This window comes from Bacillus sp. 005/A4HT-01/001, assembly GCF_004634445.1.
Lineage (GTDB): Bacteria > Bacillota > Bacilli > Bacillales > Bacillaceae > Bacillus > Bacillus altitudinis.
Genome location: NZ_SEIZ01000004.1, coordinates 99,945 through 122,222 on the forward strand (window position 1 = coordinate 99,945; position 22,278 = coordinate 122,222).

A 22,278-nucleotide genomic window follows, 5' to 3' on the forward strand; every position below is an offset into this window, starting at 1 on the left:
GCAACCTGAAGTTGATCTAAATTTGGCACACAGGCTGTGACAAAATGAAAGACTCACACGTTTCTCCAAAATGATGGTCCATAATCCTTTTGATGAAATTGAATCGTTTGTTCATGAAATGGCAGTGTGCCCCCGACCTTTAATGAATAGGTAGGATGATAGACGGGAGAGCCAAAGCAATACTCCATCGTCCCTTCCTCCGGCCGAAACATGACGGTTCGCATCGTCCCAAACAGCTCTTCATAATTGTGCACAGTCAGACCAGCAGGGTATTCTGCCTGAAATAGTTCCGTAAGAGACTCGCTTGACGGCTGTTCTTCTAAAGCTTGAATTAACATGTCGTACCTGACAACAGAATGATGTTTCGTCAACCCTTTTGCCGTGTGATCAGCAAGCGGATGGTTCGTAGCCGCAATAAATCCACGCTCCGGCCTTCTCACCTTTTTTTGCCCATCAATCATTTCAATCACAGCCGCCTCTCCCTGCCGGTCGGCAAGCATTAGGTGAACATTTGACGCGACGGGCATTTCCTGTACCAAACGGACGGCATCCTCCACCATTTTACAGGACTCTAGCACAGCACGAATGACATGATATACTTGCAAGCCAGCAACAGCCGGCGGCTTTAAGCCTGGTTCGTTGCCAATAGGCGGACCGCATGCAGAAAATGTGACCGATAGACCATGCTCATTCATCCCATCAGATCTGCCAAATAAGATTAATGATGAGCCTGTATGGACTGCTGAGCCCTTCACATGTGTAGATACAAGACGCATATCATCAAACAGCGGAGAAAAATCATAGTTGCGAAGCATCACCGTTTGTTGATTGGCAGCCTCATTTCCCTGCATCACACAATGGGAACAGCCTGGCTGAAGATGCGAAGAATAGAAAAAGGTCAAATTGCTTTCATCTATTTGCATTTCATCACAAAATCCCGTGAGCTCTTCCTCTAACTGAGGAAGAAACGGTCGAATCAGCTGCTTCGTTTCCTTCACAGCCTCTTTTGATAACGGTTCTGATTGAATGTATTGTTTCTTAAGCAAAGGGCGCTCCTTCAGCCAAATAGCCTGCTGCTTTCCTACCTCATAAGCTGTTCCTTTCAATTCATGAAAATACGCACTCATCTCCTGCATGCATCCACCTCTTTTGTCTTGTTTCTTTTATCATATCGAAACAGCCCTTCATTTAAAAGAATGAAAAAACTGCAATCCCGAGGGATCACAGTTGCTTAGCGGATTGTTGAAACAGCGCTTCTGCCATTGCTTCATATCCTTTGTGGTTCGGATGAAATTGATCAATCGATAAGTATGCGCTTTGATGTCCTTCAAATACACCGTAAATATCCACCACTTCTACATGTGGATTCGCAGCAAGCTGGCCAAGGTGATGGTTGTATTGCTTCAGCCATCTCTCGGCGATCGGAATCTCAGGAAAAGGATTATATAAATTCAATAAATATACGCAGTATGGTTGATGCTGTCCTCTTTTTATCAGAGCGATTTCTTGAACCATCTTGCTAAAATTCGCCTGACAATGCATAGACGCTTGCAGCAGTGTTTTTTCATCTTCCCCTTTTTCATACTGCAGAACAGCTTGAACAAGATCATTCCCGCAGCCTGTGATGGTGATGATGTCAGCATGAGCAATCGCCCGTCTTACATCAGACCGCTGAAAAAGCTGCAAGATCTCTTCCGTTGTTAACCCTGATTTCGCAAATACGGACAGTTTCACCGGTATATGCAGCTTCTTTTCAAGCTTCGCCGCATATCGCTCCGTAAAACCGCCGCCAAATAAACGTGCCCCCACCCCAACCGTTAAGGAATCTCCAATCGCAACATAGGATCGTCCCACTCTTATCCCTCACTCTCTCCTGCCTTCTCTTATATATACGAAAAAGAAGAACAAATGCTTGTAGCAGATGGCTTAAAGGCATCCACCTTTTTTTCAAAGAAGCAGGATGAGCGCATTTACAAACACTTTACTTGCGATATCGATCCATTTTTTGTTCAATGGGAGTAGGGTTTTTTTGCTTAAATCGCAGCTTTGAAGCGTTTCAGAAAAATTTACAAACTTTTTATCTTGATTTCAAGACTTTATACCTTGACTTCAAACTATATAGTGATTACAATGAAAATATCAGTTTTTATGTAACTGTGCTTGTTACATCTTTTTCATAGCATTCCAATATGATTAAAGATGCCACATATTCAGTGTATCTTTGGGATACGCTAAAAAAATCATTGAAACAGGAAGGATTGAATGAACATGGCAAAAGTTTTATACATCACTGCACATCCGCATGATGAAACAGTTTCTTACAGTATGGCTACTGCTAAAGCATTTATCGAATCTTATAAGGAAGCAAATCCAAGTGACGAGGTTGTACATATCGATTTGTACAAAGAAAACATTCCTCACATTGATGCAGATGTATTCGCTGGATGGGGCAAGCTTCAATCTGGTGCTGGCTTCGATACACTTTCAGCTGAAGAGCAAGCGAAAGTTGCTCGCCTAAACGAATTAAGCGATCAATTCGTTTCTGCTGACAAATACGTATTTGTTTCACCACTTTGGAACTTCTCATTCCCACCAGTTCTTAAAGCATACATCGACTCTGTTGCTGTAGCTGGTAAAACATTCAAATACACTGAGCAAGGTCCTGTTGGATTACTAACAGACAAAAAAGCGCTACACATCCAAGCACGTGGCGGATACTACACTGAAGGTCCTGCTGCTGAACTTGAAGCAGGTCACCGTTACCTTGGAACAATTGCAAACTTCTTCGGTATCCCTTCTTTCGAAGGTCTTATTGTTGAAGGTCACAATGCTGAGCCTGCAAAAGCAGAACAAATTAAAGCAGATGCGATCGAACGTGCAAAAGCTTTAGGTAAAACTTTCTAATCATGAACACGCACAAAGCCAATGATCTTAACGGTCATTGGCTTTTTATTTGTTCAGATGCAAAACCTAATTCTTTTGAAATGCCACTGGCCGCTTTTTTGACCTGCTCAATTAAATAAGGAAGCCGTTCCTTTTGATAGCCAGCCTCAAACCCTGCAATACTAATGCCTGCTGCCACTTCTCCATGATGATTGAAAATGGGCGCTCCAATAGCCGCAGTATAGTTTTCAAGCTCTGAATAGCTTAACGTATATCCGCGCCTGTTTGATTCTTCGATCATGTTTCGCAGGACATCTTTATCGGTAATGGTTCCAATCCCGATTTTCCCGAGCTCTACCGAATCAATATAGGCAAGTCTCTCTTCCTCTGGCAAAAAGGAAAGAATACTTCTCGCACAAGCTCCCGCATATAGTGGAGATCTTCTTCCGACAGCGGTATAGAGCCGGACTGGCTGCGTTCCTTCCATTTTCTCAACGTAAATGGCTTCATCTCCTTCACGAATAATGAGCTGAACAGCCTCACCTACCTCATCACGCAAGTTTTCCATAAACGGCCTTGCAATTCTACGGATATCGAGGCGGTCGGCGACAAGCTGACCATATTCAAGGAACATCAAGCCTAATCGGTAAACACCTGAAGGATGCTTTTCTAATAACCCCATATCGGCTAACGAGTTGGCCATTCGATGTACAGATGTTTTGGGCATGCTCGAGAGCTCAATCATGTCATTTAACGTTAATTGTTCGTGCGTGATAAAAAGCCGTAATATCTCCATTGATTTCACAACGGTTTTATTTGTGTTCTGCATGTTTCTCACCTTTTCTAAAACGGAAATGCTTCGAGTTTTAATCTTGCCGTCAGGTCCTTCATCTCTGCTTCTTGTGTGAATAAGGCTTGCTCTGCTTCTTGGCGGTCAATTTGTTGAAACGTGAGATTCGCTCCAGGCATCGCCTGCGCAATGAGCGGCAAATCGACTGTTGCCACCTCACCAATACGGGGATATCCACCTGTCGTCTGGCGATCTGCGAGCAAAATAATCGGCTGGCCGTCAGGAGGAATTTGAATAGAGCCAAAAGCAACCGCTTCTGAAATCAATTCAAGCTTTTGCTTTAAACGAATCGGTTCCCCTTTCAATCTGCATCCCATACGATCAGATTGGGGAGTGACCTGATAAGACCGTTCGAAAAAAGCTTGTTGCGATTCTTCCTGAAAATGAGATAGATGTCTGCCTGCCAGCACCCGAATGACTGGTGATTTCCCGAGAGGCAAAAAATGCGCATGATTGACTGTCCATTCTGGCGCACGTTCCCCTTTGCTTTTTAACATGTGAACGAGGCTCACCGCCAGTGGTGACGGTTCTCCAATCGGCAGGACGTCTCCTTTTTCTAGCGGACGCCCTTCTACCCCGCCTATCTTCGCTCTGACATACGTACTTTTACTTTTCATCACCGGCTCAACATCAAATCCACCGGCTACAGCGAGGTAGGAGCGGCATCCCCTCTTACAAGGGCCAAAGGTGATCGTGCTTCCTGCTCGAATGAAGAGCGGTTTCCATAGAGGCGCTTGTTCCCCGTCAATCTCAATCTCCACATCAGCACCGGTCACGGCGATCAGCTGATCCTTCTGACATGTCAACACTGGGCCGGGCCCCATTAAAGTGATTTCCAGCACCGCTTCGTTTTCTTGATTCCCGGTGAGGATGTTGGCGATTCGGAGTGAGAGCGGGTCCATGCCGCCGCTCGTTAACACACCGTACTTCTGATAGCCTATTCTCCCTTTATCTTGAATGGTGGTGAACATTCCTGGCTTGATGACATGCATACTCAACGATCTTCCTCCTTCATGCTGAAAAATTCCTTTTCAGACAGTTGAACAAATCGAACCTCGTCCCCTGCCTTTAGAAGACTAGGTCTCTCAGCATTCGGCCGAAATAAGGACAAAGGGGTTTGTCCAATGAGCTGCCAGCCTCCCGGTGTAGATATCGGATAAACCCCTGTCTGCTTCCCCGCAATACCCACAGACCCTTTTGGAATCGACATTCTTGGTGTTTCTCTACGCGGAGCTGCAATTTTTTCAGAAAGTCCGCCTAAAAACGGGAACCCAGGAGCAAACCCAATCATATAGACAAGATACCTCCCGGATGTGTGAATGCGTACAACTTCTTCAGGCGTCAAACCATTGATACGGGCGACTTCTTCTAAGTCAGGACCGAGCTCTCCTCCATAACATACAGGAATGTCGACGATCCGGCGCTTTGCCTGATTCCCCTCCTGCCAGTTGTCTTCAAGGAGGTTTTCAATATAGTCTTTGACCCATTCATACGGAGAGATCGCACGTTGCTTAAGCTGAGCAGATTGATACACCTTATAGGGCTCATAAAAGACGGTCACGTTTGTAAAGGCTTGAACAGCTTCCACATATCCGTCAAATGGATGCTGTTCAATACATAAAAACAGCTGCTTCACACGCTCATGAATGTCTTCACTTATGTCAGTCCCGGCTTGGATGACAATGGCTGCGTCTCCTAGCGGGTGGAACGTGATCGTATCTTTTATCGTTGAAAATGCCACTTTTATGACACCTCTCTTTCTACAGGACACCGAGCTTTTGATCTCTTACATCTGTGATAAACATATGACCGGGTGCATGGGTGATCGCAATGTCTGGCTTAGTGTGCATGACGATGGCTTGCGGCGTCACACCACATGCCCAAAACACCGGGACTTCCCCTTCTTTGATCACAGATGGTTCTCCAAAGTCTGGTTGATCTACATGTTCAATGCCAATCACAGCTGGATCACCTATATGGATAGGACCGCCATGTACAGATGGGAATCTAGACGTCACCTGAACACTTCTTGTGACTTGATGTGCTGGGATCGGCCTCATGCTGACAACCATCGGACCATGGAATACACCTGCCCTTTCACATGAAATGTTCGTTTGATACATTGGGACATTATGACCGTCTTCAATATGGCGGACAGGAATGTCATTCAGCATCAGTGCATGCTCAAACGTAAAGCTGCATCCGATGAGAAAGCCCACCATATCATCCTCCCAATAGGAAGAAATATCTGTTACCTCTTCTTGAAGAACCCCTTTTTTGTAAACACGATATTTAGGGAAATCCGTTCGAATATCCGCATCAGGTGCTGAACGCCTTGGCACTGGATCACCTGGGTCGAGCACATCAAGCAAAGGGCACGAAGCCGGATTCCGTTGACAAAATAAAAGAAAATCGAAGGCTAGCTCTTTTTTGACGATCATTAAGTTGGCTTGCGCAAATCCCTCAGCAAAGCCAGCCGTTGGGCCTGTGATCTTCTGCTTACGAATCAATTCCCTGATTTGTGACGGCTTATAGGTTTGATATGCTTTCATGTGATCAGCTCCATAGTTTTGGAATTTCATTCATGATGGTATATCCGCCCATGATTGCCATGATGACAACAACAAACGCACCTGTTGCTGTCAAAAAGAATGGATGGCGATAATCACCGACAATTTCTTTTTTATAGGCAGCAATCAGCAATGTTCCGAGTGCAAGCGGCAAGATCAATGCATTGATGGCCCCAACCAAAATCAATATGTTCACAGGTCTTCCAATCGTGATAAAACAAATGGTCGAGAGCGCAATGAATCCAACGATAATGCCTCGTTGATTTTTCTCGATTTTTGGTGAGAAGGTTTTAAAGAAGGAAACGGAGGTGTATGCCGCTCCAATGACTGAGGTAATGGCAGCAGCCCACATAATAATCCCGAACATTTTATATCCAACATTTCCAGATGCTAATTGAAAAACAGACGCAGGCGGGTTCGACGGATCAATCTGCAAGCCTTTTGAGACAACTCCTAGAACGGCTAAAAATAAAGCCACACGCATCACGGATGTGATTAAAATACCGAAAATGGAACTTTTCGTCACTTGCGGCAATGCTTCCTTCCCCTTAATGCCAGCATCCAGCAGACGATGACCACCAGCAAAAACGATATAGCCGCCAACCGTTCCGCCGACAAGTGTGACAATTGATAACATGTCAATTTTCTCTGGCACGAAAGTTCTCATGACAGCTTCTCCAACTGGCGGTGCTGTGGAAATAGCCACATACAGCATCAGACCAATCATGACAAAACCAGCGATTTGTGTGAATCGGTCCATCGCTTTTCCTGCCTCTTTGATGACAAAAATGAGAATGGCAATGACTGCACTGACCCCAGCCCCTATGCGGGGATCGACGCCGAATATGACCTGAAAACCGAGACCCGCACCGGCGATATTTCCAATATTAAAGGCAAGACCCCCAATGACAATCAAACAGGCTAACACATATCCAAGACCCGGCAGAACCATATTGGCAATGTCCTGTCCTCTTTTTTCCGAGACGGCAATGATACGCCATACATTTGTTTGCGCAAAAATGTCTAGCAAAATGGAAATCAAAATGACAAACCCAAAGCTAGCTGCGAGCTGCTGTGTGAACACCGTTGTTTGTGTTAAAAATCCCGGTCCAATGGCGGACGTTGCCATTAAAAAGGCTGCGCCCATCAGCATAGAACGGTTCCCTTTTGGAGCTTTCATCTGTTTGGCTTTCTCTCTTTTCATGCTGTTTCCCCCTTTGATGACGATTTATCGAAAGGCCTTGAGTTGAATAGTGGCTTCTTTTAGCTTCGCTGTAATGGTTTTTGCAAATTGAAGCGCGTGACTGCCATCCCCGTGGATGCACACCGTATCTGCTTTGAGCTGAACATCTTCCCCTTGCACTGTCCGCACTTTCCCCTCTCTTACCATACGGATGACCTGCTGAACTGCCCTTTCATCCTCTTCAATAAGTGCATGAGGTTCACGGCGTGATGTCAGTGTCCCGTCTGGTTGATACGTCCGATCAGAAAAAACTTCATGTGCCACTTGAAGACCGATTCTTTCCCCTGCTAACGCAAGTTCACTGCCTGACAGCGCAAATAACACAAGGTTAGGATCAATATCATACACAGCCTTCGCAATCGATTCAGATAATTCAGTATTTTTAGCCGCCATGTTGTAAAGGGCGCCATGTGGTTTGACGTGCTGCATCGTACCGCCTTCTGCTTTCAGAAAGGCTGATAGTGCACCAATTTGATAGATCACAAGATCATAGGCTTCCTCTGCTGAGATCGCGATTGGACGTCTGCCAAAACCGACTAAATCTTGCAGACCTGGATGTGCACCAATTTGAACCCCTTTATCCAGTGCCATTTTAACCGTCTTTCTCATCACAGTTGGATCTCCCGCATGAAAACCGCATGCAATATTGGCTGAGGTAACATATTCAAGAATTTGTTCATCTGAACCGATGGTGTATTGACCAAAACTTTCTCCCAAATCACAGTTAATATCCACTTGATACATAGGACCCCTCCTTGTCGTTCCGAATTGCGGAATAGAAAGTCCGAATATTCGAATTTATATTGATTATACCAACTTTGGATAGACTGCACATGAAATTGTCAGAAAATATAACAATAGAACTAGTAGAATGTGTCTCTTGCATACTTTCGGTCTCATTCTCAAAAAGGTTATTCTATCAACCTTTTTGAACATTAAAAAAGAACAAACGTTCGTAAATAAATGCAGATAAAAGCATTCATTTGGGGGAGTATTGGGGGAGTTTTTTAATAATGGACAGACGTAAAAGGAGCGTAAAATGAACATAAACAATATAAGATCATTCTTTTATAAGACATCAAAATACCTGGGTGACGTCAATGCCGTTCAAAAGGGTACTATCGGAAAACGTATCATGCGACGTGCTGCGGGTAAAACAACCGGCAAGCTAATGAAAAAGATATTCAAATAAGATAGTCCGTCCAGGGTGGTGATTTTATGAATGATCTTGAGAGGAAGCTATACAGGATCATATATAATATGATCAGGAAAAGACGAACAGTCCATTAGAAAAACCGTTAGAGACCTTATGTCTAGAAATGAACTGGCGTGGGATAAGGAGAAGCAGGAATGGAGATTCAAATAAAAAAGAAGCCCCGAAAAGGGCTTTTTTAATTAAGCAAAATAACCGATACTTGTTGTATGTCCCCGTTGGGCTTCATTATGGATATCGTTAGATGAAACATAACTAAAAGCACCTAACACACTGACAATAATTAATACGGCTGCTACTGATTTAAATTTCATAAAGACAATCCCCTCTCTTAATTTGGAGTTGGAAATAAAGAATCTTCTCATAAAATTCGTTTGCACGCTCTTTATCTCCTGCCTTATTATAATGCTTCGCCGCATCTTTCGATAAATCTTCAAGATTCGCATAAAGAAATTTTGACTCCAAATAAGCCATTGCTTCTTTTAAACGACTAACATTGTTTTCTAAATACAATGATCTCAATAGAGTGAATGTATTTAGAAATATGTCATCTTTCAATTTTCCAGCCAATTCTATTCCCTCGTTTAAGGCGTATAACCCTAAATCATTTTGATCTGTTTTAAAATATGACTTTGTCAACATAACCATCGGATCAAGAATTTTATTTAAATGTTCGTATCCTTGTTCTTTAAATGAATGGATTGATTCGTTAAAGTATTTGATAGCCATTAGTAGTTCATCATTGTGGAAATAACTTAATCCTATATTATAAAGCGCCGATCCTTTTAATCTTTTTGTTGAGTTGTCAGAAGCTTTTTTTAGTGCGTATTCAAAATGAGGCATTGCTTTTTCAGGGCAACCCATATCAATATAATTTAATCCAATAACAAAAGAACACTGTATCTGCCTAACAGTATAAGTGTTTTTTTCTTTGTAACAATCTATTGCTTGGGCTATATGGTGCATAGACATGTGGTTTTGTTTCATGTGGTAATAGATTTCCGCTATCTTGAAATTAAACTCGGCACGTTCAATATCATCACTTACAAGAGATAGCTTTTTTTCTGCTCGTTTGTAGAAGGTAATAGCGTTGAGGTATTCATAGTTTTCAAATTCGTACATGCCGTAGAAAAAGTTAAAATAATAATCTAGCAAGCCTGTTAATTTCTCTTGATCCTTTTTTATTTTCATTGCTAACTCTCTAAAGTTGGCGCGCTCTTTCCCATTTTCCAATGGATTCAAATAATCCAACATTAATTTATGTCGGAACTCCATGAGTGAGAAATACAATAATAAATCTTGATTTTCTTCCATATCATCGAGCAAAGATTTTATTTCTTCTTTATATGCTTCGGCGTCCGGTACGTTAAATCTTTGAATATGATAATACCATTCATTGATTTTCATACCGACATGAGAAGATAGAACTATCTCCATAAGACCCTACCCCTCCCTTGCCATTCCCTATAATGACATATATTATCATTTTCCGAATAATTCCACACCGAAAACAAACCGCAATTTATGTCTACATATGAAAATGAAAAAAAGTGGAATCATGGTTAACTTGAAGGAGAATTGTCTAAATTAAGGGAATTTTAAGGTAACTCGCCTTGTTTTTAATTCCTTTTATATGTACATTTGTAATTAAATACAATGGAAGTAGATGGTAAACAAACAGCTCTATGACCACTTTTCGGGCATTTCCTCTAAAAAATTTAGCAGCTTGGGCTCATGAATTTCTGATATTGCAAATTGAATAAAATCTATATCATCAGTGCCGGGGAAATGAAATAACTGGATACTATAATTTGATGTGTTTTCACCAAGTAAACTGGCTATTTTTAAAGCAATATCGACATTTTTATAATCAACTTGGAAAATAATTTTCCCCCCGGAAGTGTGGAAGTCTTGAATTGCATTTTCAGTTTTTTCAGGGTTTGCCATTAAGTCGAGAAAAGCCTTCAATTTATTCGCATGTTTAATCATCTTTGTTTATTACCTCCTAGATTTTCTATGAATTATAACTCAAAAATAATTTGTAAGGAAGTGTAAATAGTGGTTAAAAAAATGATTAGCCTTGCTTTAGTTTCTGTTCTAGCTTTAACTGTTTTTTCGAGTTCCGTTTCAGCAAGTGAGTCAGAAGTCGTTTTTGGTGGGAAATATGATTCTGTTATAAAAACATTGCCTAACACCTCAATAAGCGAACTTGCTTTACAAAAGAAAGCCGGGGAAGTTTCCACTAACACAACACAATGGGGACCGGGTGGAACGGCTTCATTAAGTGTAACTGGCGATCGTAGGCATATTTATTGGAGTGTTAAGCCAGCCGCAAAAGGTCCGTGGGTTTTTCATGGAAAATTAAAGTTAAGATATAAAAGTGGTTTTAAAAGAGACGTTCCTATTAGAGGCTTTGGCGTTTCCGGGGTTGGTTTTTCAAGTGTTGTAGATATTAATAAAAACAAAGGCGGAAAGGTTTTTCTAACAGGAAGTGCAGAAGATTCCTTTGGGGATAGATTCCCTGTATTACCTGGTTTCTTTGTAAGTTTTTAATAAGGTTTTCTATCACGTAAAAGAAGACAAAGGGCTAAAATCAAGTTCATTTTAGCCCTTTGTCAACAATCTGTTTTTCTACTCGTTTATTTAGACAGCACCCAATGTTGGATGGCTTTTGCTACCCCGTGCTCTGTATTAGGAGCTGTAATCCAATCAGCCGCTTCTTTCACAACTTCTTGTGCATTGCCCATTGCAATGCCTAATCCGGCTTCTTGAATCATCGCCATATCATTCAGACTGTCGCCAAGTGACATGACGTTGTCCATTGTGCAGCCAATGCGTTCTGCTACTTTTGCAAGAGCTGCCGCTTTGTTAATTCCTGCTGCATTGACTTCAATATTGGTTGGACTGGAATTCGTGATTTCTAGCTGTCCATTTGTTTTTAATGTATGGAGGACTTCCTCACGAACAGCATCGTCATGAATATCAAAACCAAATTTCAACCATTCGTGGTCATGAATGCGTTCTGGGAATTCTCCTCTCCACACCTTATCCACAGTAGATGCCCAGTAATCGGTTTCGTATCTGTTTTTTAGATCCCACATCATCTGAACGTGATCGGGATGCAGCAGTTCCCGTTCGATCAACTGGAAGTTTGAATCCCAAATTTCACTTCCGTTCGCTGTAACAAGATAAGAAGAGAGTTTCAGCGGCTCGACCAGCTCTTTGCATGTCATCAGCGTACGTCCTGTGCTAATCACCACATGGACCCCTTTGGCTTCTGCTTCTTTAATGGCTTGTTTATTTTCCTCAGGAATGACGTGCTCACTGTTTAACAGCGTGCCATCCATATCAATGGCAATCAATCGGATGTCTTTCTTATCAGCTTGTGTTGACAAATTGAGTACCCCACTTTGTATCATTTTTTGAATCTATCTTTATTTTAATATAAAGATGAAGATGGCACAAAGGGACGAGTTTGATCCCAAAGAAAAAAGACCTTGTGACAGGTCTTTTTTCTTCTTCTTAACGTTCACACGCAATGCCGTCTTTATCACGGTCAAGGTGTTTATTTTTTAAGTAAAGTGCTTTTGATACATAAGGCTTGTACTTCGTTTTTCCACCTTTGTTTTTCGTATTTTTGCTTTTTGCCACGCCGCCTTTATACACTTTGTTGAGTGCTTTGCAGTTTTTGTACTTGACTGTCTTTGCATCCGCTGTGTGAGTGTCAACTTGTGTAAAGCTAAGTAAAAGACCGAATGATATGACAGCCACCATGATTTTTTTCAACATGTAAGTCCCCCCTATTTTTTCTCGTTTTACATTTTTATCATATGTCACCACATTTTGTTTTTCAAGACGATTGAGGTAGGAATATTGGTTTTTTTGGAATTAAATGAATCTTATTGCCTATGTGGTAAAATGAGTGGGAAACCTTTCCGGTTTTGACACGTATATGAAGAGAGGAGCTTTCCACATGAAAATGAAATATACCATTCTATATGTAAACGATGTTGAAGCAAGTATTCAGTTCTACCATCATATCCTCGGTTTCCCGATTAAATTGAGGGTTGAATCCTATGTTGAGTTTGATACAGGAGAAGTGACCTTATCGATTAATTCACGCCAAGATGTGAAAGAGTCACTTGGTCTGCCTGTTCCAGAGGCAGTTAGCTCGTCACAAACGTTTGAGATTGGCTTTGTTGTGGATGATGTGAATGAAACAATTGCATCCTTGAAGGAAAAAGGAGTACCTGTCATCAAGGAACCTGCCAAGAAGCCGTGGGGACAAACGGTCAGTTATGTGTCTGATCCTGATGGACATTTCATTGAAATATGTGATGCGGTCTCCTAATAGCTGTCTGAAGGAGTGAAGCATAATGAGAAAGAAACATGCTTTTTTTGCTGGTGTTTGCTCCATGCTGTTGATTTGCAGTGCGGCGCTCATATTACAGCACCATGAATGGATTGGATTCGTCAGTGGTGGAACCTCTATTATTGCGTTCGTTGCATCTGGATTTCTTATGGGTGCATGGACCAACGGGGAAGAGGCACGAGCGGCCTATCACTCTGAAACAAAAGAACACCGGATGTTTCGTCTTGATACGGCTTTTCTTTTCATCATCTTTGCCCTTCCGCATATGGGTGCAGCACTGTTATATGTTTTTATGTAAATAGTTGATTTGGTTCAAAGGAGTAATTAACATGGCTGTTTTTGTCTTATTCGTTGTATTTGGTTTACCTATGATCTCTGTGCTGATTGGTATTTTCGGTACATTGTTTTTAAAGAACATTTGGTTTCCCACCTTGATTGTGCTGGTAGCGAGTGTGATTCTGATGTTCACCTCTATTGGTGGAAATAAAACCTTTCTCATTTGGGTCATCGTCTACACAGTCTGTGCATTTCTCGGTGCGTTCATTACAAAGCGATTCAAAGCTGTTTCATAAATACTCATCAAAAAAAGAACAGTTTGCACTGTTCTTTCAGATTGTTGACAAAGGGCTAAAATGATTCTTTATTTTAGCCCTTTGTCTTCTTTTCAGCGTGATAGAAAACCTTTGCAGCCCTAGGAAGGACAAGTACTGGCGCGGAGCGAATTTGACATTCGTGAGCACCAGCACGCAGGACTGCGGGCGAATGCGAGGGTTTGTCTACACGCTGAAAGAACAGTTTGCACTGTTCTTTTTTTGATTAAATATCCGCACACCATAGCTCTATTTCGATTTTCAGCTCTGGCCACCCTAATGCAGTCACATAGGCAACGGTCATTGATGGATATGCCGTTTTGAAGATTGCATCCCACTGTGGATATAGATGATCCCAATCAATTTCTTCTGTTGCCCAAATATTGACTTTGATGACGTGTTCTTCATTCAATCCTTCTGATGCAAGGATTCTCTTTATATTTTCAAACGTATTGGTGACTTGGTCGTTTAAGCTTGATGGGATCTGTCCATCCGCTCCTGTCCCTACTTGACCTGATGTCACAAATAACCCCGCACCCTTTGGCACCCTTGTGATATGACTGTAGTTGCCAACGGGTTTCGGCATACTTTCTGGGTTTTTTCTCGTGATTTTTTCCATGTAAATCCCTCACTCACTATGATTTTTCTGCGTGTTTTTCCTCCTGTAGACAGACTTCACCAATTTTTGTCTATCCTAAAAGAAAACAGCAGTGGAGTATCCGTAGCCACAAGGTAAGAACATCAATATTTTCTTTTTCATGGCCGAAACACTCCTTTTTGATTGCGTGAGCAAGGTTTAGATTCATTTCATCCTACCTGATAAATGAACCACAGTCAAAAATAAATGATAAATGATATCGTGCAATATTTTGATTCTTCATACCCATTATCTAAAATCGTTCTTTTCTTGTTCATGGTTTGTTCAAATTTCTTCTATATAGTAGATCGTAATAGGAGGTAGGATACATCATGGCAAAAATAAATAAGAAAATGATTAGTCTTTGCACCGCAGCCATTAGCAGCTTATACATCACTGGTTATGCAACTACCCATCACGCTCAAGCCGTTCAAACAGCACAATCAAATACACAAGCAGACGCTTCTTCAAACGATACATCTCTCACATCAGATACTACCGCCACTCAAAAAGAAGATACCACTTCAGAAACTGAACTCAAAGATGGTACTTTCTCTGGTACTGGATCAAATGAAATTGGCTCTATCAGTGTATCTGTTACCATCAAACAAGGAAATATCACTTCTGTCGAGATTACGAGTGATAACACTAGATACGGGCAAAGCTCCATTTCATCATTACCTAATGAAGTGGTTATCAGACAAAGTGCTGATGTAGATACGGTGAGCGGTGCAACATTAAGTACTCAGGATTTTGAAACAGCCGTTGCTCAGGCTTTAGAGCAGGCAAAGGCATAGAGAGGAGACACTATGATGAAATGGTTAGGACAACAAAAACTGATGACTTATCAAAAATCCATGCTGGCTATGGGAACTGTTATCAATATTCAAGTGGTTGCCTATGAAGAAGATCGACGAGCTGTTTTAGAAGACATCAATCGCGCTTTTTCCATTTTTTATGATATCGAACATCGGTTTAGCCGTTTTCGCTCTGATTCGGAAGTCATGAAGTTAGCCAATCGCTCAAATCAAGAGGTATTAGTCAGTGAAATGCTTTTCGATTTAACAGCCTATGCGTTAGAGTTAGCTGAATTAACAAATGGAAAGTATGATCCAACCATCGGGAAAGTCATGGAACAAAAAGGATTCGATCGTTTATATACGACAGGACAAACTTTTTCATCAGATGACGTTCCACATACAGCTGTTCATTACCGTGACGTCCAGTTAAACGAGACGAATCGGACGATTTATTTGAACAAACCGCTGATTTTGGATTTTGGTTCTATTGCAAAGGGATTCGCGTGCGATCTTGCGGCAAAAGAACTTGAAGCATGGGAGGGCTTTATGATGAATGCTGGCGGGGATGTGTTGGTATCTGGATTTAACGAACAACAAGAAGAGTGGACAATTGGGATTCGGCATCCCATTCACAAACAGACCAACATTTCGGTCATTCAAACGACTAATTGTGCGATTTGTACATCTGGAAGCTATGAACGGATCAGCCGTAATGATCCTCATACGCACCATTTGATTCTCCCTCAAACGAAACAGTCTGAACAAAGTTTGTTAAGCTGTACCGTCATTGCACCACTCGGTATGCTCGCCGATAGTCTATCGACTGCTGCTTTTTTATTAGGTAGAGAAGGAGGTTATTCTTTTTTAGCCGAACATGAAATACCTGCCGTGATGGTGGATCAAGATGCTGATATGACCCTAACACCGGAGATGAAGGAGGTTCCATCATGGAATTACAGCCAGCACCAACCACAGACCAAACATTTTTGAAATCATCGCCTTCACTAAAAACCTACATTCGGACGCCGAAACGGTATGTCATTGCCATTCTTTTGGTTCTTCTAGCCGCCGGCAGTCTGCACACTGGATTTCTTAGTGGTCTCACTACAGTTGCCACCAGCATCGGGACAGCACTAATTCTTGACACTTTTATTACAAGAGTGATTCGGAAACGTCATAAACACACATTCCCTGATGGAGCTCTGCTCACAGGGCTGATTATTGGCATTGTTCTCAGTCCAGCCACTTCTTTTGCTGCATCTGCTTTCACAGCCGCAGTAGCCATTTTATCTAAGCATGTCATCACTTATCAAAAGAAACCAATTTTGAATCCAGCCGCATTTGGTTTGTGGCTCTCAGTCATTTTATTTTCTTCCAATCAAAGCTGGTGGGGCGGTATGTCTCTTCTACCTTGGTGGACCCTATTCCTAGTGGTGGTCGGCGGTTATTTGGTGACAAGCCGCGTACAAAAGTTCCCGCAAGTTTTCGCCTTTCTAGCCGCATACGGCCTGATCCACCTCATATTGGGATTCATCGGCCTAACGGATGCTTCATCTGCTTTTATGACGCCCTACTTAAATGCCGTCTTGTTCCTTGCATTCTTTATGTTGACTGATCCACCTACTTCACCAGCAAAGAATCGTGATCAAATCATCTTTGGTATCCTCTGTGCTGTCGTTTCGTGTGTGGACTTCTATTTATTTAATAGCTTATCTTACTTACTCACAGGGCTTTTATGTGCCAATGCTTGGAAAGCCTATCGAACGTACCAAACAAATCAAAAGCGACGGGCAATACGGACGAAAGTCGTTTAAATAAAAAACGGACATCGACTTTTCGACGTCCGTTTGACCATACCTTATAAACGATAACGTGCAATATCTTGATTCAATCGCATGCTTAGCTCATTGAGCCTTTCTGCTGCCTTCGCCACATTGGAGATGGCGGTGACTTGTTCGTCAGTAGATGCAGTGATTTCTTCAATCGCAGCGGCATTTTCTTGAGAAATATGCGCTGCACCATGCATCGCTTTTGTGATGAGGTCGTTTTGTTCCAGTAATGTGTTCAGCTCTTTTGCCATCGCATTCGTTTCAACGATGGTTTGTGAAATCGATGTAGAGATGGAATTGAATTCTTGTTCTGTTGCATGAACCGCTTCATCAAGCTCGGCAAAACGATCCATTGTTTTGGACATCATGCCAGCTGTAGCCGTCGTTTCTTCTTTAATGCCTTGAATCATCTGCTGTATTTGAACAGCTGATTGCTTTGTCTGTTCAGCTAAATTCCGCACTTCACTCGCCACAACCGAGAATCCTTTGCCATGCTCTCCTGCACGAGCTGCTTCAATGCTCGCATTCAGGGCCAGTAAGTTCGTTTCGTTTGAAATGCTTTCAATGGTATCTGTGATTTGAGAAATATCTTGTACTTTTGTACTTAACTGCTCAATCCCTGATCGAATGCCTTGAGATGCCTGAATGGATTGCTCATTTGATTGTTTTAATTGCTGGACAATTTGCTGACCCTGCTGGGAAGATTGGTTCGACTGGTCTGAAATTCGTTTGATCTGGTCGCTTTGTTCTTTGACGTTTTCAATGGATTGATTGAACTGAGTCATTTGTTGATTGGCTACCTCAAGGTCTGATGCCTGATGAAGGGTCCCAGTTGAGATATCTCCAATTGCTCGGCCAATTTCTTCACTGCTGGCGGATGTTTCTTCAGAGATGGCGGACAAATCTGTCGCAGATTCGACGAGCTGGCTGCTCGTTTCCTGCAAACCGCTCACAAGTGCTCTGAGCTCTCCTGACATATGATTAAAGCCTTTTGCCAGCTGTCCAATTTCATCCGAGGTTTCTTTTAAGCTGGTGCGTTCAATATTGCCCGCCGCAATTTCTTTTGAAGCAGCCGTGACTTGCTTGAGCAGTCTCACTTTACCTCGGGCTGCCAAATAAAAGACACCCATACTTAAAAGAGCGACACCTGCTGTAATGAGAATAATATAGAGCTTCATCTGCTCTAGTTCTTTATAAAATTCATCCTGAAATACGGCGATTCCTATACTCCAATTCCACGGTGTAAACTGGTTCATATAAGCGAGTTTTTGCTTTTCTTCCCCCGTGGCATCGTCTTTATCCATATAGGTGATATAGTGTGCATCCTCGCCTTTTGCTGTGGCGCCAGCGACCATTTTTTGACGATTTGTCGTGTTATCTGGGATGACGCCGATGTCGTTAACCGGATGAACCTGTGATGAATAATCGGCTCCATATGCGACAAGGTAGCCTTTATTTTTATAGATGAAATCTGATTTTTGAAATTGATACCCTTTGCCGTTGTCATTCTTCGGCCCGCTCAAGTAAATACGGGCTTGTTCCTGCGCCTGTTCAAGCGTCAGTTCTTTGTTCTCCACACGGTCGTTCAATTGTTCAAGAGTGGCCATCGCTCCATTTACGATGTGTTTTAAATCTGCTTTCCCTGCATCAATTAAGACATTTTTCGCTAAAAAATACCCCGTTGTTCCTACAAGTCCGCCTGTTAAAATTGTAATAACGATAATGGCTGACATCAATTGAAAAAAGACACTCCTTGAAGCAAACGCTTTCTTTTTCATGTTCTAATTCCCCCTTACTACATATATCGTCATGCAGGGGAAAGTATTAAAAAAGTCATAGAAAAAATCCCTTTCACGTTAGAAAGGGATTTTTTGATTATCGCTCGATTTCTTTGAGGATGTCTTGATAGAGATCGTCTTCAGGTTTGAGTCCACATACCTCTTGAAGCACACCTTCAATGCCTTTTTCTTTCCTTAATGCCTGCAAGCGGACCGCTTCTTCGTCTTCTGCAAAGTCGTAAGCCAAGGCAGCAGCGATCCCTTTGATTAAGTACACTGGCTGCTTGATCTTTTTCGCTGGACCGATTAAACGGTCATCTGCTCCCAGCTTTCTAAGAGGAGAGCGTGCGACACGAGTCACTTCATCGGAGATAAAAGCATTCTCAAATCGCTTGATAATTTTTTGAATGTACGCATCATGTTCTTCTTTTCGGAAGCCATATGCGTCAATTAAATAACTGCCCGTTTCATGAAGGGCACCTTCGACAACTTGACGAATGTCTGGTGTATCAACAGCTTCTTTAATGGTTTTTACGCCTTGCTGATACCCGACATAAGCCGCTAGTGCATGTCCTGTATTGACGGTGAAAAGCTTCCGTTCAATATACGGCGTCAAATCTCGGACAAAGGTCGCTCCGTCAATTTGCGGAACATCTCCAATAAAGCCCATCTCATCAATGACCCACTCGAAAAATGGTTCAACCGACACTTTGAGAATGTCCTCATGGTGCTGAATCGGAACAATGCGGTCAACCGCAGCGTTTGGAAAGCCAACGGTTTGTGATATCACTGCTTGCTCATCTGCTGTTAAATGAGAGAACACCGCTTCTTTTAAATGAGCACTTCCCCCAATCATATTTTCACATGCCACGATGTTGATGATATGGTCTGGCTTTTTTCGTTTTAATCCTTCAGCAATCGATGAGGCAATGATCTTCAATACGGCTGGTCCAACAGCTGTTGTAATCAAATTGGCTGTGGCAATCGCCTCTGTTAATGCTGCTGGATTTTGTGAAGAATTGATCGCTGATACGGGCCCGACGATTTCTTGCTTCTGCCCTGGTGCTGCGAGTTCAACCGTGTATTCTCCTCTTTCATTCAGCTCATTGATGACCGCTTCATTCACATCGGTAAAGACAAGCTCAAAGCCCGATGTCTTTAACAAAGATCCGATAAACCCTCTGCCGATATTCCCTGCTCCAAAATGAAGTGCCTTCATGTTAGTTCACCTCGTTAAAGATGGCGATCAGTTCATCCTGATCCTTTGCATGAATGATCCGTTCTACATTTTCTTCTTCTGAACAGACAATCGCAATTTGAGACAGAATATCAAGATGCTCGTTGTTTTTCCCAGCGATCCCAAAGACGACTTTCGCCACATTTCCTTCACCATATTCAACACCATCTGGAATTTGGATAATCGAAATCCCTGAATGAAGGACAGCCGCTTTCGCATCCTCTGTTCCATGAGGGATTGCAATGCCGTTCCCCATAAATGTAGAAGAAATCTCTTCTCTTTCAAACATTTTGTCGACATAATCACTTGTGACGTAGCCGTTTGCTACGAGGACTTCGCCTGCTTTTTTGATGGCTTCTTCTTTAGAACCTGCCTGTTCGTTTAGAAAAATATTGTCTTTAGAAAGTACTTGTTTCATACATGATCACACACCTTTTTTAGAATAAAAATCAGGAAAACAACCAAAACGGGGAGTTCAATTAGGAAAAATTGGACTCAACCCGTTTCGTCATGTTATTTTTTCAATTTCTCAATCAGCTCATCATATTTCGGGCTGTTTAAGAAATTATCCACTGAGATATGCACAGCGCCTGGCAGCTTTGCCTTTGCTCTGTCTGTTAAATCTTTATGAGTAAAGACCACATCCGCATCGTCTGGGATGTTGCTGATCGATGTGTTTGTCACATCGATATCAAGCTCTGCCTTTTTCACTTTGTTTTTCAGAATGGACGCACCCATTGCACTTGAACCCATCCCTGCATCGCAGGCAAAGATGATTTTGTTCACGTCATCTGGATTGACGTCACTTGGAGATGCTGCTTGCTCATTAGCTTCAGCATTTTCATTTTGTGCTGTAAGAGCAGCGGCTGCTGCACTTTTCTTGCCTTTCATGTCCTGCATCTTTTCTGTTGCTGCTGTTAAATCTTCGTCAACTTCTTTAGATGCTTTCAAAATGACCGATGCGACAAGGAACGATACGATAGCTGCTACGACAACACCTGCTAAAACGGCAAGGTGACCGCCTTTTGGAGACATCAGCATAAGCGCAATAATACTTCCTGGTGACGGCACAGCTTTTAATCCTGCATTTAATAATGTGAACGTCAGGACACCACTTGCTCCCCCTGCAATGACAGCCAAAATAAGTTTTGGTTTCATTAAGATGTACGGGAAGTAAATTTCATGGATTCCTCCTAAGAACTGAATGACAATGGCACCTGGTGCAGACTGTTTCGCATTTCCTCTTCCAAAGAACATATACGCAAGAAGAACACCTAAGCCTGGCCCTGGGTTTGTTTCAAGCAAGAACAGAACAGACTGCCCTGTCTTCGCTGCTTGCTCGACCCCTAACGGCCCTAAAATACCTTGGTTAATCGCGTTGTTTAAGAATAATACTTTTGCAGGTTCAATGAAGATACTTGCCAGCGGTAGTAAATGAGCATTGACAATGATATCTACACCTGCCGCAAGGGCTTTATTCAGACCTAGTACCACTGGGCCGATAGCATAGAATGCAATGGCAACAAGAATGGCACCGAGGATACCTGCCGTAAAGTTATTCACAAGCATTTCAAAGCCAGATTTGATTCGGTCTTTGAACAGCTGGTCGATTTTCTTAATAAGATAACCGCCCAGCGGCCCCATGATCATGGCACCTAAAAACATTGGAATGTCTGAGCCAACAATGACCCCAATCGTAGCCGTAGCACCGAGCACTCCGCCTCGATGGTCATAGACGAGTTTACCGCCTGTGTAACCAATTAAGAGCGGCAGTAAGTAGTTAATCATCGGTCCAACGAGTGTAGCTAATTGCTCATTCGGAAGATAACCACTTGGAATGAACAAAGCTGTAATGAGTCCCCATGCAATAAATGCACCAATATTCGGCATAATCATACCGCTTAAATAGCTTCCAAAGCGCTGTACTTTCACGCGGAATCCGCTTTTTTCCTGCATCTGTGAAAACCCCTTTCTTCTCTCCCTTTATTTCGGGCTTTATAGGTCAAAAGATATAAGAACAAGAGTCAGTGAAGCCCTTATACCTATCGTAAAACGCTTTCACTTTCCCTTCAATTGAAACTAAATGTCACTTTGTCACTTAGTGTGTGACAAAATTGAAAAATGATGTGACACTTCTCGGCATACCATAGATGATAGCGGGGTAAAAGTTGAATCTACTGTTGTTTTGGCGCAAAATTCATTGGAATTTCACAACTTTCAAATCGTCACTTCTTGTTTCCTCTACTTAAATCGAATAGGCTTATATTGATCAAACA

At 42.3% G+C, this 22,278-nt stretch carries 26 protein-coding genes; 8 read left to right on the forward strand and 18 right to left on the reverse strand.

What is annotated here, in order from left to right:
* Window positions 1-53: 53 nt before the first annotated feature.
* A complete protein-coding gene (locus ES896_RS13340; protein WP_135226873.1) occupies window positions 54-1,136 on the reverse strand; it encodes a C45 family autoproteolytic acyltransferase/hydrolase in 1,083 nt (360 codons plus the stop codon).
* 85 nt (window positions 1,137-1,221) lie between these two features.
* Window positions 1,222-1,854 (reverse strand): GDSL-type esterase/lipase family protein, encoded by a 633-nt coding sequence (locus ES896_RS13345; RefSeq protein ID WP_041091150.1) that lies wholly within the window; start codon window positions 1,852-1,854, stop codon window positions 1,222-1,224.
* A gap of 414 nt (window positions 1,855-2,268) precedes the next feature.
* Between ES896_RS13345 and ES896_RS13350 the strand changes: the two genes are divergently transcribed.
* Complete coding sequence (locus tag ES896_RS13350; protein WP_024720223.1) at window positions 2,269-2,904, forward strand: FMN-dependent NADH-azoreductase; 636 nt, start codon at window positions 2,269-2,271, stop codon at window positions 2,902-2,904.
* A 34-nt stretch (window positions 2,905-2,938) separates the two neighbouring features.
* On the opposite strand, the gene ES896_RS13355 is transcribed toward ES896_RS13350, so the two are convergent.
* The 9 genes from ES896_RS13355 to ES896_RS13390 all read right to left on the reverse strand — a co-directional run bounded on the left by ES896_RS13355 (window position 2,939) and on the right by ES896_RS13390 (window position 10,748).
* Complete coding sequence (locus tag ES896_RS13355) at window positions 2,939-3,712, reverse strand: IclR family transcriptional regulator (RefSeq protein WP_007498093.1); 774 nt, start codon at window positions 3,710-3,712, stop codon at window positions 2,939-2,941.
* A gap of 14 nt (window positions 3,713-3,726) precedes the next feature.
* On the reverse strand, window positions 3,727-4,731 hold the full coding sequence (locus ES896_RS13360) for a 5-oxoprolinase subunit C family protein (RefSeq protein WP_135226874.1): 1,005 nt from the start codon (window positions 4,729-4,731) through the stop codon (window positions 3,727-3,729).
* Window positions 4,728-5,474, reverse strand: coding sequence for a 5-oxoprolinase subunit PxpB (gene pxpB, locus ES896_RS13365; RefSeq protein WP_098680865.1), 747 nt, complete (start codon window positions 5,472-5,474; stop codon window positions 4,728-4,730). The genes ES896_RS13360 and pxpB overlap by 4 nt, the downstream gene beginning before the upstream one ends.
* Window positions 5,475-5,493: 19 nt before the next feature.
* Entirely contained in the window at window positions 5,494-6,285 is a 792-nt protein-coding gene (locus ES896_RS13370; protein WP_017366631.1) for a putative hydro-lyase, read from the reverse strand.
* A 4-nt stretch (window positions 6,286-6,289) separates the two neighbouring features.
* Window positions 6,290-7,507 (reverse strand): NRAMP family divalent metal transporter, encoded by a 1,218-nt coding sequence (locus ES896_RS13375; RefSeq protein ID WP_007498097.1) that lies wholly within the window; start codon window positions 7,505-7,507, stop codon window positions 6,290-6,292.
* A 24-nt stretch (window positions 7,508-7,531) separates the two neighbouring features.
* Complete coding sequence (locus ES896_RS13380; protein WP_017366630.1) at window positions 7,532-8,290, reverse strand: LamB/YcsF family protein; 759 nt, start codon at window positions 8,288-8,290, stop codon at window positions 7,532-7,534.
* Window positions 8,291-8,941: 651 nt separating this feature from the next.
* Entirely contained in the window at window positions 8,942-9,073 is a 132-nt protein-coding gene (locus ES896_RS20420; RefSeq protein WP_255816864.1) for a hypothetical protein, read from the reverse strand.
* Window positions 9,063-10,196 (reverse strand): response regulator aspartate phosphatase, encoded by a 1,134-nt coding sequence (locus tag ES896_RS13385; protein ID WP_041508275.1) that lies wholly within the window; start codon window positions 10,194-10,196, stop codon window positions 9,063-9,065. Before ES896_RS13385 ends, ES896_RS20420 begins: the two co-directional genes overlap by 11 nt.
* 246 nt (window positions 10,197-10,442) lie before the next feature.
* Window positions 10,443-10,748 carry a hypothetical protein gene (locus ES896_RS13390; RefSeq protein WP_135226875.1) on the reverse strand — a complete coding sequence of 102 codons (306 nt, stop codon included), beginning with the start codon at window positions 10,746-10,748 and terminating at the stop codon, window positions 10,443-10,445.
* Between the two features lie 69 nt (window positions 10,749-10,817).
* Here ES896_RS13390 and ES896_RS13395 point away from each other — a divergent pair, with 69 nt between their 5' ends.
* Window positions 10,818-11,312 (forward strand): hypothetical protein, encoded by a 495-nt coding sequence (locus ES896_RS13395; protein ID WP_041091136.1) that lies wholly within the window; start codon window positions 10,818-10,820, stop codon window positions 11,310-11,312.
* 86 nt (window positions 11,313-11,398) lie between these two features.
* On the opposite strand, the gene ES896_RS13400 is transcribed toward ES896_RS13395, so the two are convergent.
* Together ES896_RS13400 and ES896_RS13405 are read right to left on the reverse strand one after the other, a co-directional pair.
* Window positions 11,399-12,178, reverse strand: coding sequence for a Cof-type HAD-IIB family hydrolase (locus tag ES896_RS13400; protein WP_375831194.1), 780 nt, complete (start codon window positions 12,176-12,178; stop codon window positions 11,399-11,401).
* Between the two features lie 103 nt (window positions 12,179-12,281).
* Complete coding sequence (locus ES896_RS13405) at window positions 12,282-12,533, reverse strand: excalibur calcium-binding domain-containing protein (protein ID WP_370539175.1); 252 nt, start codon at window positions 12,531-12,533, stop codon at window positions 12,282-12,284.
* A 199-nt stretch (window positions 12,534-12,732) separates the two neighbouring features.
* On the opposite strand from ES896_RS13405, the gene ES896_RS13410 reads away from it, so the two are divergent.
* The 3 genes from ES896_RS13410 to ES896_RS13420 are packed head-to-tail and all read left to right on the forward strand — an operon-like array spanning window position 12,733 to window position 13,703.
* The gene (locus ES896_RS13410) at window positions 12,733-13,110 is read left to right on the forward strand and encodes a VOC family protein (protein ID WP_058336799.1); all 378 of its coding nucleotides are present in this window, start codon (window positions 12,733-12,735) and stop codon (window positions 13,108-13,110) included.
* A gap of 25 nt (window positions 13,111-13,135) precedes the next feature.
* Window positions 13,136-13,429: a DUF5316 family protein gene (locus tag ES896_RS13415; RefSeq protein ID WP_135226876.1), complete on the forward strand. Its 294-nt coding sequence runs from the start codon at window positions 13,136-13,138 to the stop codon at window positions 13,427-13,429.
* Window positions 13,430-13,460: 31 nt separating this feature from the next.
* The gene (locus ES896_RS13420; RefSeq protein ID WP_046342672.1) at window positions 13,461-13,703 is read left to right on the forward strand and encodes a DUF2651 family protein; all 243 of its coding nucleotides are present in this window, start codon (window positions 13,461-13,463) and stop codon (window positions 13,701-13,703) included.
* Window positions 13,704-13,947: 244 nt separating this feature from the next.
* Here ES896_RS13420 and ES896_RS13430 read toward each other — a convergent pair whose 3' ends face one another.
* The gene (locus ES896_RS13430) at window positions 13,948-14,340 is read right to left on the reverse strand and encodes a RidA family protein (RefSeq protein WP_007498112.1); all 393 of its coding nucleotides are present in this window, start codon (window positions 14,338-14,340) and stop codon (window positions 13,948-13,950) included.
* A gap of 350 nt (window positions 14,341-14,690) precedes the next feature.
* Between ES896_RS13430 and ES896_RS13435 the strand changes: the two genes are divergently transcribed.
* Genes ES896_RS13435 through ES896_RS13445 form a run of 3 tightly spaced genes read left to right on the forward strand, consistent with a single transcriptional unit; the run spans window position 14,691 to window position 16,972 of the window.
* Window positions 14,691-15,155 (forward strand): FMN-binding protein, encoded by a 465-nt coding sequence (locus tag ES896_RS13435; RefSeq protein ID WP_099496318.1) that lies wholly within the window; start codon window positions 14,691-14,693, stop codon window positions 15,153-15,155.
* Window positions 15,156-15,170: 15 nt separating this feature from the next.
* Entirely contained in the window at window positions 15,171-16,148 is a 978-nt protein-coding gene (locus ES896_RS13440) for an FAD:protein FMN transferase (protein ID WP_017366626.1), read from the forward strand.
* A complete protein-coding gene (locus tag ES896_RS13445) occupies window positions 16,106-16,972 on the forward strand; it encodes an RnfABCDGE type electron transport complex subunit D (RefSeq protein ID WP_017366625.1) in 867 nt (288 codons plus the stop codon). The genes ES896_RS13440 and ES896_RS13445 overlap by 43 nt, the downstream gene beginning before the upstream one ends.
* A 44-nt stretch (window positions 16,973-17,016) precedes the next feature.
* Here the strand turns inward: ES896_RS13445 and ES896_RS13450 are convergent, their stop codons facing one another.
* The 4 genes from ES896_RS13450 to ES896_RS13465 form a co-directional block, all read right to left on the reverse strand.
* Window positions 17,017-18,765, reverse strand: a complete 1,749-nt coding sequence (locus tag ES896_RS13450) for a methyl-accepting chemotaxis protein (RefSeq protein ID WP_017366624.1) — start codon at window positions 18,763-18,765, stop codon at window positions 17,017-17,019.
* A 97-nt stretch (window positions 18,766-18,862) separates the two neighbouring features.
* Window positions 18,863-19,984, reverse strand: coding sequence for a mannitol-1-phosphate 5-dehydrogenase (locus ES896_RS13455; RefSeq protein ID WP_135226877.1), 1,122 nt, complete (start codon window positions 19,982-19,984; stop codon window positions 18,863-18,865).
* Between the two features lies 1 nt (window position 19,985).
* The gene (locus tag ES896_RS13460; protein WP_019743148.1) at window positions 19,986-20,420 is read right to left on the reverse strand and encodes a PTS mannitol transporter subunit IIA; all 435 of its coding nucleotides are present in this window, start codon (window positions 20,418-20,420) and stop codon (window positions 19,986-19,988) included.
* 95 nt (window positions 20,421-20,515) lie between these two features.
* A complete protein-coding gene (locus tag ES896_RS13465) occupies window positions 20,516-21,958 on the reverse strand; it encodes a PTS mannitol transporter subunit IIBC (RefSeq protein ID WP_025206755.1) in 1,443 nt (480 codons plus the stop codon).
* Window positions 21,959-22,278: the final 320 nt, after the last annotated feature.

What these genes read in the sequence shown, in the direction of transcription:
- ES896_RS13465 (WP_025206755.1), bottom strand. Translation starts at nt 21,958, where the DNA reads ATGCAGGAAAAAAGCGGATTCCGCGTGAAAGTACAGCGCTTTGGAAGC.
- ES896_RS13445 (WP_017366625.1), top strand. Translation starts at nt 16,106, where the DNA reads ATGGAATTACAGCCAGCACCAACCACAGACCAAACATTTTTGAAATCA.
- ES896_RS13435 (WP_099496318.1), top strand. Translation starts at nt 14,691, where the DNA reads ATGGCAAAAATAAATAAGAAAATGATTAGTCTTTGCACCGCAGCCATT.
- ES896_RS13340 (WP_135226873.1), bottom strand. Translation starts at nt 1,136, where the DNA reads ATGCAGGAGATGAGTGCGTATTTTCATGAATTGAAAGGAACAGCTTAT.
- ES896_RS13440 (WP_017366626.1), top strand. Translation starts at nt 15,171, where the DNA reads ATGAAATGGTTAGGACAACAAAAACTGATGACTTATCAAAAATCCATG.
- ES896_RS13350 (WP_024720223.1), top strand. Translation starts at nt 2,269, where the DNA reads ATGGCAAAAGTTTTATACATCACTGCACATCCGCATGATGAAACAGTT.
- ES896_RS13355 (WP_007498093.1), bottom strand. Translation starts at nt 3,712, where the DNA reads ATGCAGAACACAAATAAAACCGTTGTGAAATCAATGGAGATATTACGG.
- ES896_RS13430 (WP_007498112.1), bottom strand. Translation starts at nt 14,340, where the DNA reads ATGGAAAAAATCACGAGAAAAAACCCAGAAAGTATGCCGAAACCCGTT.
- ES896_RS13390 (WP_135226875.1), bottom strand. Translation starts at nt 10,748, where the DNA reads ATGATTAAACATGCGAATAAATTGAAGGCTTTTCTCGACTTAATGGCA.
- ES896_RS20420 (WP_255816864.1), bottom strand. Translation starts at nt 9,073, where the DNA reads ATGAAATTTAAATCAGTAGCAGCCGTATTAATTATTGTCAGTGTGTTA.
- ES896_RS13385 (WP_041508275.1), bottom strand. Translation starts at nt 10,196, where the DNA reads ATGGAGATAGTTCTATCTTCTCATGTCGGTATGAAAATCAATGAATGG.
- ES896_RS13370 (WP_017366631.1), bottom strand. Translation starts at nt 6,285, where the DNA reads ATGAAAGCATATCAAACCTATAAGCCGTCACAAATCAGGGAATTGATT.
- ES896_RS13460 (WP_019743148.1), bottom strand. Translation starts at nt 20,420, where the DNA reads ATGAAACAAGTACTTTCTAAAGACAATATTTTTCTAAACGAACAGGCA.
- ES896_RS13380 (WP_017366630.1), bottom strand. Translation starts at nt 8,290, where the DNA reads ATGTATCAAGTGGATATTAACTGTGATTTGGGAGAAAGTTTTGGTCAA.
- ES896_RS13410 (WP_058336799.1), top strand. Translation starts at nt 12,733, where the DNA reads ATGAAAATGAAATATACCATTCTATATGTAAACGATGTTGAAGCAAGT.
- ES896_RS13375 (WP_007498097.1), bottom strand. Translation starts at nt 7,507, where the DNA reads ATGAAAAGAGAGAAAGCCAAACAGATGAAAGCTCCAAAAGGGAACCGT.
- ES896_RS13415 (WP_135226876.1), top strand. Translation starts at nt 13,136, where the DNA reads ATGAGAAAGAAACATGCTTTTTTTGCTGGTGTTTGCTCCATGCTGTTG.
- ES896_RS13405 (WP_370539175.1), bottom strand. Translation starts at nt 12,533, where the DNA reads ATGGTGGCTGTCATATCATTCGGTCTTTTACTTAGCTTTACACAAGTT.
- ES896_RS13400 (WP_375831194.1), bottom strand. Translation starts at nt 12,178, where the DNA reads ATGATACAAAGTGGGGTACTCAATTTGTCAACACAAGCTGATAAGAAA.
- ES896_RS13450 (WP_017366624.1), bottom strand. Translation starts at nt 18,765, where the DNA reads ATGAAAAAGAAAGCGTTTGCTTCAAGGAGTGTCTTTTTTCAATTGATG.
- ES896_RS13420 (WP_046342672.1), top strand. Translation starts at nt 13,461, where the DNA reads ATGGCTGTTTTTGTCTTATTCGTTGTATTTGGTTTACCTATGATCTCT.
- ES896_RS13455 (WP_135226877.1), bottom strand. Translation starts at nt 19,984, where the DNA reads ATGAAGGCACTTCATTTTGGAGCAGGGAATATCGGCAGAGGGTTTATC.